At 46.3% G+C, this 7,569-nt stretch carries 7 protein-coding genes and 1 tRNA gene; 2 read left to right on the top strand and 6 right to left on the bottom strand.

Translation table 11 applies throughout. The features are described from left to right. Positions 1-70: 70 nt before the first annotated feature. Together JV36_RS0103690 and JV36_RS0103695 are read left to right on the top strand one after the other, a co-directional pair. On the top strand, positions 71-400 hold the full coding sequence (locus tag JV36_RS0103690; RefSeq protein WP_032095427.1) for a DUF962 domain-containing protein: 330 nt from the start codon (positions 71-73) through the stop codon (positions 398-400). A gap of 183 nt (positions 401-583) precedes the next feature. Then, complete coding sequence (locus tag JV36_RS0103695) at positions 584-2,698, top strand: S9 family peptidase (RefSeq protein WP_032095428.1); 2,115 nt, start codon at positions 584-586, stop codon at positions 2,696-2,698. 159 nt (positions 2,699-2,857) lie between these two features. On the opposite strand, the gene JV36_RS0103700 is transcribed toward JV36_RS0103695, so the two are convergent. The 6 genes from JV36_RS0103700 to purE form a co-directional block, all read right to left on the bottom strand. Next, positions 2,858-4,003 (bottom strand): PQQ-dependent sugar dehydrogenase, encoded by a 1,146-nt coding sequence (locus JV36_RS0103700; protein WP_032095429.1) that lies wholly within the window; start codon positions 4,001-4,003, stop codon positions 2,858-2,860. 380 nt (positions 4,004-4,383) lie between these two features. Continuing rightward, the gene (locus tag JV36_RS0103705; RefSeq protein ID WP_032095430.1) at positions 4,384-4,857 is read right to left on the bottom strand and encodes a Dps family protein; all 474 of its coding nucleotides are present in this window, start codon (positions 4,855-4,857) and stop codon (positions 4,384-4,386) included. Positions 4,858-5,048: 191 nt separating this feature from the next. Next, entirely contained in the window at positions 5,049-5,639 is a 591-nt protein-coding gene (locus tag JV36_RS0103710; protein WP_052010107.1) for a copper chaperone PCu(A)C, read from the bottom strand. Positions 5,640-5,706: 67 nt separating this feature from the next. Beyond that, positions 5,707-5,782, bottom strand: a tRNA-Thr gene (locus JV36_RS0103715). Between the two features lie 61 nt (positions 5,783-5,843). Then, a complete protein-coding gene (locus JV36_RS0103720; RefSeq protein WP_032139765.1) occupies positions 5,844-6,980 on the bottom strand; it encodes a 5-(carboxyamino)imidazole ribonucleotide synthase in 1,137 nt (378 codons plus the stop codon). Then, positions 6,977-7,471: a 5-(carboxyamino)imidazole ribonucleotide mutase gene (purE, locus tag JV36_RS0103725; protein ID WP_032095432.1), complete on the bottom strand. Its 495-nt coding sequence runs from the start codon at positions 7,469-7,471 to the stop codon at positions 6,977-6,979. The genes JV36_RS0103720 and purE overlap by 4 nt, the downstream gene beginning before the upstream one ends. Between the last annotated feature and the right edge of the window lie 98 nt (positions 7,472-7,569).

The raw sequence follows: 7,569 nt of genomic DNA on the forward strand, positions 1-7,569 counted from the left end.
TTAGTGTAAATAGTAAGAACAAGCGCTTCGCCTAAGTAAGCGATGACGTGTATAAATAAGGCAACAAGTTATGAGCAATGAAATATCGTCTGATTCCCGCTTTAGCTCTTTTGCAGAGTTTTATCCGTTTTACTTAAAAGAACACAGCGACGCCACCTGCCGCACGCTGCACTTTATTGGCTCATGGCTTGTTCTGGGTATTATCGCCACAGCCATATTCACTAACGTGTTGGTTTACCTTTGGTTGATTCCTCTAGTGGGATATGGATTTGCCTGGGTGGGTCACTTTTTCTTTGAAAAAAACAAACCCGCTACCTTTAAATACCCCCTCTACAGCTTTATAGGCGACTGGGTAATGTTTAAAGATATTTTGGTAGGCCGGATTAGTCTTAGAAACTAGCCTTAACAATTAGCCTCAATAAGTAGTTTCTGCGCGCGACCTAACACAAAGGCAGTGCGCTGTTTGTCACACTAAAGGGTAAGTTTGCCGCACAGGCTTTACACAATTTAAAGCAACAGGCTATGGTAGGAGAAATGATCGTTACCGAATCATTCTCTGCATTAAAAATAAAAAGGAAAACCTATGTCTGCTTACCGCTTGGTAAATCGCAAACGTAACTTCGCGTTATGTGCTGCGATGACGGCTATATGCGCTGCCCTAACGCCAGCATCTGCTGCTGATAGCGGTGGTGTTGCCAGCTCGACTGATAACGCACCCAACGTGCTAACCTACAACGACACCTTCAATTTAGAGTTTGTTTCTAATCCGCAGTTCATCAATGATGACACCGTTATTTATAGCCGTCAGAGCTTAGACATTATGTCTGACAGCAAGCAAAGCAGGCTATGGCAGGTTGATATAAGCTCAGGTAAACATCGTCCATTCATTGCGCAAGATGAAAATATTTCTCAAGCCACACTGTCCCCCGACGGCACAGCTATCGCCTATACCAAAGCCGTTGATGGACGCGCTCAGCTGCACTTGTATTACCTTGATTCAAAGCAATCTGTACGCCTTACCAACAGCGACGAAGCGCCATCTAACTTAACGTGGTCTCCAGATGGCAAGTCGCTTGCCTTTAGTCTTTTTACCGAAGAAAAAAACGCCCCAATATTTACCGGAATGCCGACAAAGCCAGAGGGAGCCAAATGGGCAGAACAAGCCACCTATATTGATACCACGCAATACCGCGGCGACGGACGGGGCTATTTACGGGAAGGGTATAACCAAATCTATGTTCTTCCTGTTGAAGGCGGCACGCCGAGACAATTAACGGATGGAAAGTTTCCCAGCGGTGGTTCGCTTTCATTTTCGCGGGATGGAGATTGGATATACTTTGCCACGCCTCATCGAGAGGACTATGCCCTGCATCCTTACTTTAGTGATATCTACAGAGTCAACGTCGCTACCGCTGAAAGTGAGCAAGTGACCAGTATGGAAGGACCTGAGGGCTCACCCGCCCTAAGCCCAGATGGTAAATATCTCGCGTTTACCCATGTTAACGATAGAAAATTGTCTTATCAAAACAACGACCTGCTTGTAATGAAGCTAAGTGACGGCGAAATAACCCGTCTCACCTCTTCCCTTGACCGTGCTATCGGCGACTTTACTTGGCGTAAGAATAGTCGAGGGCTTCTTTTTTCATACCTTGATGAAGGTGACAATAAGCTAGCAGCAGTTAACCTCAAAGGCGACGTGAAGCCATTGGACGTTGCCATAGGTGGTCAATCGCTAGGTAGACCATATACATCGGGGGCCTTCGCCATGAGCGATGAAGGTACCATTGTGTATACCAGCGCAGCTCGAAACATGCCGGGGGATCTTACGTTGTATCGCACCCGCGATGAAGATAGAACCTTAACACACCTTAACGACGATACACTGGGTCATAAGGCACTCGCAGAGGTGATCGATTTATCGGTAACCTCTAGCGTTGATGAGCGAAACATCGATGCTTGGATAGCACTGCCACCAGGTTTTGATAGCAGTAAAAAATACCCGTTTATCTTAGAAATCCACGGTGGTCCGCACGCTGCCTACGGCCCCCACTTCGCCATGGAAATACAGTTAATGGCGGCGCAAGGTTATGTAGTGGCTTGGTCTAACCCAAGAGGCAGTAGCTCTTATGGCGAAGATTTTGGCAACCTTATTCACCATAACTACCCGTCTGAGGATTATAACGACCTTATGGATGTCGTAGATGCTGTCATCGACAAGGGTTATGTTGATACCGACAACCTATTTATTACAGGCGGCTCAGGGGGTGGTGTGCTCACTGCTTGGTCAATCGGAAAGACCGACCGCTTTGCTGCGGCCGTGGTTGCTAAGCCCGTGATTAACTGGATGAGCTTTGCTTTGACCGCCGATGCATATCCGTTTTTCAGTCAATATTGGATGTCTGATATGCCGTGGAATATTGCCGACAAGCTGTGGAAACGCAGCCCACTTTCATTAGTTGGCAACGTGACGACACCCACTATGCTGTTAACCGGTGAGTCTGATTACCGCACACCGATTAGTGAGTCTGAACAGTATTACCAGGCGCTAAAGCTTCAGGATATTGATGCAGCCATGGTGAGAATACCTGGCGCTTCGCATGGGATTGCAAGCAAGCCATCTCGCCTTATTCAAAAGGTGGGGAATATTCTTGCGTGGTTCGAGCGCTACAAAACCACATCCGAAGGTGAAGATAAATAAGCTACGCGCTTCAAATAAAAAGCCGAGCTAGCGCAATTCGCTAGCTCGGCTTTTTTGCTTGCCTTTTTTGCCAAGCCTTGTCTTACCGTTGATGATAAGAGCGTCGACTGACCTATCGCGTCACCCGTATTGACATTGGTGTTGGCATTAGAGTTGACACTATTTGGTCAGCTTTAGCACCTTGCCATTTGGCGCATCCGTTAACAGATAAATTGCACCTGCTTCGTCAACCTCAACATCTCTGATGCGAGCGCCGTTATCTCGTAGGTACTCGTACTGCTCTGCGGGTTTTCCATCTACCACATCGATACGACGAAGATGAGTAAACTTCAACGACCCCACAAGAATGTCGCCCTGCCATTCTTTGAACATATCACCGCTATAAAATACGAGTCCACTAGGAGCGATAGAAGGGTCCCAATAGAGCCAAGGTTGCTCCATGCCGTCCATGTGCGTTTTATCGCTGATGATCTCTCCACTGTAATCAATGCCATAGGTAATTTCAGGCCAGCCATAGTTGGCGCCATTTTTGATAAGGTTTATTTCATCACCGCCTTTAGGCCCATGCTCCATTGCCCACACTACACCAGTATCGGGGTGAACCGTTACGCCCTGAACGTTTCGATGACCAAAACTGAATACTTCCGGCGCATCACCGTCAGTGAAGGAATTACTTTCAGGTACGCTGCCATCGCGATTTATGCGCACTATAGTACCGAAGTGATTATCCGTATTTTGTGCCTCTTTCATGTATTTGTAGCGATCGCCAAGGGTGATATACAGTGACTTTTCAGCATCAAATACCAAACGACATCCAAAGTGAAAACCACTGTCGATAACAGGCGAAGCGCTGAATATTACTTCTACATTCTCGAGCCCATTGTCTATCAGTGTCGCCTTCGCCACACTACTGCTGCTGCCAGGCTTGCCATCATCAGAGGGTTTGCTGTAGCAAAAATACACCGTATTGTTTTCGCTGAAATCAGGGTCGATAGTAATATCTAGCATTCCGCCTTGGTTGTTTGCAACAACCTCTGGCACGTTTGCTAGCCTGTCTGATAGCTCGCCGCTTTGTGACAACCTACGAATACCACCAGAGCGTTCAGTTACTAGCATATCTCCGTTAGGTAGAAACGCCATTCCCCACGGATGCTCAAGCCCTTGTGCTAGTGTCGTTACTTTTATCCCGTCATTTTTAGTGCTAATGACCTTGTCTGAGTCGTTGTGACTATTTGCCATCACGCCTTGGCTCACTGCCAAACTGATACTACAAAGGCCAAGTAACCCCGCTGTAAATTTTTTCATCTGTGCCTCAATGTCCGCTATTGCTCTTATCGATGTCGTTTTTTGAATGCCGCATTTTTTAATGCGCTATCGTAGATACATCTTTTGCTGTGTATAGAATCTTTTGTATCTAGTTATCTGTAATTAGTGCTCTGTATCTAGTCTTCTGTATCCGGCTTTATGTATTTAGCCTTCTATATCCAGCTTTCTATATCCGGCTTTCTATATCCGGCTTTCTATATCCAAATAAGGCGAATATAGCTAAGTGAAGTAACAATTATACAAAAAAGGGTACAGCATAGCTGTACCCTTTACTTTATTTGTCCCGAGATATCGGACAGAGACCTCTTTTTACAGAGTTCTCTTTTTAAAAAGCTTTCTTAAACGCTGCCTTTTGACGTCTACTTCGGTAACGTCGCGCGAAGCATCCAAGCGGTTTTTTCATGAACGCGCATTCTGTCGCCAATAAGTGCAGCAGACGATTCATCATCCGCACCTTGGGCTAATTTCAAAGACTCTCTGCACGTTTTTACCACCTGCTCGTGGCCATGGGTAAGTAAACGTACCATTTCGGTAGCCTCTGGCACACCATCCACTTCTTCAATTGCACTTAGCTCGGCAAATGCTTTGTACGTTCCTGGAGCCGCCACGCCTAAAGTACGAATACGCTCTGCGATTTCATCTACCGCTAATGCCAGTTCGGTGTAGTGCTCTTCAAACATTAGGTGTAGTTCGCGAAACTGTGGGCCTTCAACATTCCAGTGAAAATTATGAGTTTGAAGGTATAACGTGTACGAGTCTGCCAATAGTTTCTTTAAACCATGGGCCACTTCATTACGATCGCTTTCTGAAATTCCAATATCAATTTTACTCATGTTCCGCTCCTCAACATAATGTTAAAACTAATTAGCAGTAACGCTAACGAATCTAAATATTATATATCAACCTAACGCAGATAGAACTCGCATTAAGTTGATTGCAGCCATCTATTTTATAGATGCTAGCCCCTTAAGTTTCAACGTGAAAGATACGGGTATTGTCCGCCATCATAAACACGTCACAGTGCTTAATGCCCGTGCTTGTGCACAGCTTGTTTATCGGCTTTTACAGGTAGAACCGTATGCAATGGCTCTTGCCCATCAAAGTGAAGAGTGAGCTGCACTTCTTCTCCCTCGCTTAAACCATTTTTTAAACCTAAAAGCATTACGTGGTAACCACCCGATGTGAAAGTGACATGTTCGTGAGCGCCTATAGTCACACCATCAGTTAAGTGACGCATACGCATAACGTCGCCTTCCATTTTCGTGGTGTGAATTTGCGCCTCGTCTGCCACTTTGGCGTCAACAGTAACACCACTTAGTTGAAGGTCGTCTTCGCTATGATTGTGCAGTGTAAAATAAGCGGCTGCAGTTTTAGCCATTGGGAAGGTTGCGCGGGCATAGCCATCGTTAAGAACAACGGGCGATTGGGAGTCTGTCATGTGCCCATGGTTTTTATGATGCTCATGGCTTTTGTCGTGCTCATGGCTTTTGCCGTGCTCATTCTCATGGCTGTGCTCACCGTGAGCAAAAACAGTAGCCGAAGTAAAACAAGACAGGGCTAGCAGACAGCTAAACGCTTTGCCATGAAATTGGCGAACATAGGAAGATAATGACATTGAGAAATTGCTCCGTTGTGGTTAACGGAACTATATTACGTAAGAAATGCGTAATAACAAAGATAAATGGTGCCGACTGCCGGAATCGAACTGGCGACCTACTGATTACAAGTCAGTTGCTCTACCAACTGAGCTAAGTCGGCACACTATTTAAAACCGCTGCCTAGACAGCGGATGCGTATTCTAGCGATTAAATGGTTACTGTCAACCTTTTAATCGCGTTGCCTCAGCAACTAATTTGGGGAAGTACTCAAGGGGAAGATATTGACTAAGGGCCATCAGCTTTTCACCAAGCTGATGGTAGCTATCAGTCGTCACATTAATGTGGCCCATCTTGCGCTTGTCTCTTACCGATTTACCGTACCAATGCAAATGACTGCCATCAATACTCAAAAGCTCTCGAGAGAAACTGCTGCACCCAATAATATTCACCATGGCACTGGGTCCCAACGCTGATGTATCGCCTAATGGCAGTCCACACACCGCTCTGAGATGATTCTCGAACTGACTGGTTACCGCGCCAGATTGACTCCAGTGACCTGAATTGTGAACCCGGGGCGCTAACTCATTCACCAATAAGGTATCGTTAACTTGGAATAGCTCCACCGCAAGTACACCCACATAGTCCATACCGTCGGCCAAGGTGGTAAAGATATCGTGTGCTTGTTGCTGTAGCGCCTCATCGACGTTTGTTGCAGGCGCAACAGACACATGTAGCTGGCCCTGATGGTGCAAGTTTTCCGCAAGTGGATAAGTGCGAATATCACCTTTGGCATTTCTCACACCAATGAGTGAAAGCTCGCGGTCGAAGGCAACTATTTTCTCAACAACTAGAGGCACATTTTCTAAATCTAGGCCCTGAAGAGACTGCTTTAACTCTGGTAATTCGGCGTCGTCTGACAAACGCCATTGGCCGTAACCATCGTAACCATCGCGACTGGCTTTTAAAATTAACTTGCTGCCAAGCGCATCAACACATTCATCTAACTGGTCTAAGTGCGTAACAATTTTGTGCTCGCAATTTGCCACACCCATAGTCTGCAACAAGTGCTTTTCACGAACACGATCTGCACCCACCAAAATACTTTGAATATTCGGCATTAACTTATTGGTTTGCGCGGCAACTTCAAGCAGGCGCTCTGGAACGTGCTCAAATTCAACGGTTAGCGCATCAGCACCGACTAACGCTTCATCAAGAGGGATATCTAGAGGGGTTTTACTTACCGGATGAACAACCGTGTCGTTATTTACGTCAACGGCCTGTACATCAATACCTAACGGACTACCCGCAAGGTACATCATTTGTGCTAATTGACCTGCACCGTAAACGACGACTCTCATTCATCTAGCTCCAATGTGTTACTTGACGCTAGCACTGTCTCGGTTTGAGTTTTTCTAAAGGCAATAATCGCGTCTCGCACTGTCTCGTCTTGCAACGCAACAACTTGAGCGGCCAATAGCCCAGCATTGGCTGCGCCAGCTTCGCCAATGGCGAGCGTACCAACGGCAACGCCCTTAGGCATTTGCACAATTGATAACAATGAGTCTAAACCGCTAAGTGCTTTTGATTTTACCGGACACCCAAATACTGGCAAATGAGTATGCGCTGCAATCATGCCAGGCAAATGAGCAGCACCGCCGGCACCTGCAATAATGGCGCTAAAGCCTTCATCTGCAGCGCTCTCTGCGAACTCCACTAGTAAGTTTGGTGTTCTGTGCGCCGACACGACTTTCGCGTCAAATTCGACGTTGAACGACTTCAGCATTTTTGCAGCCTGCTGCATGGTAGGCCAGTCTGAAGTTGAACCCATTACAATCGCGACTTTCGCCATCTAATGATCCTCGGAGTAGGTAACCTGAATCCTGTTTAAGAAAAGGCGCTCAGCACCACTAGAAACGCGAATTACTGCGTTGCAAAAGTAAGTAATAG

The organism is Alteromonas sp. LOR, assembly GCF_000753865.1.
Taxonomy (GTDB): Bacteria; Pseudomonadota; Gammaproteobacteria; order Enterobacterales; family Alteromonadaceae; genus Alteromonas.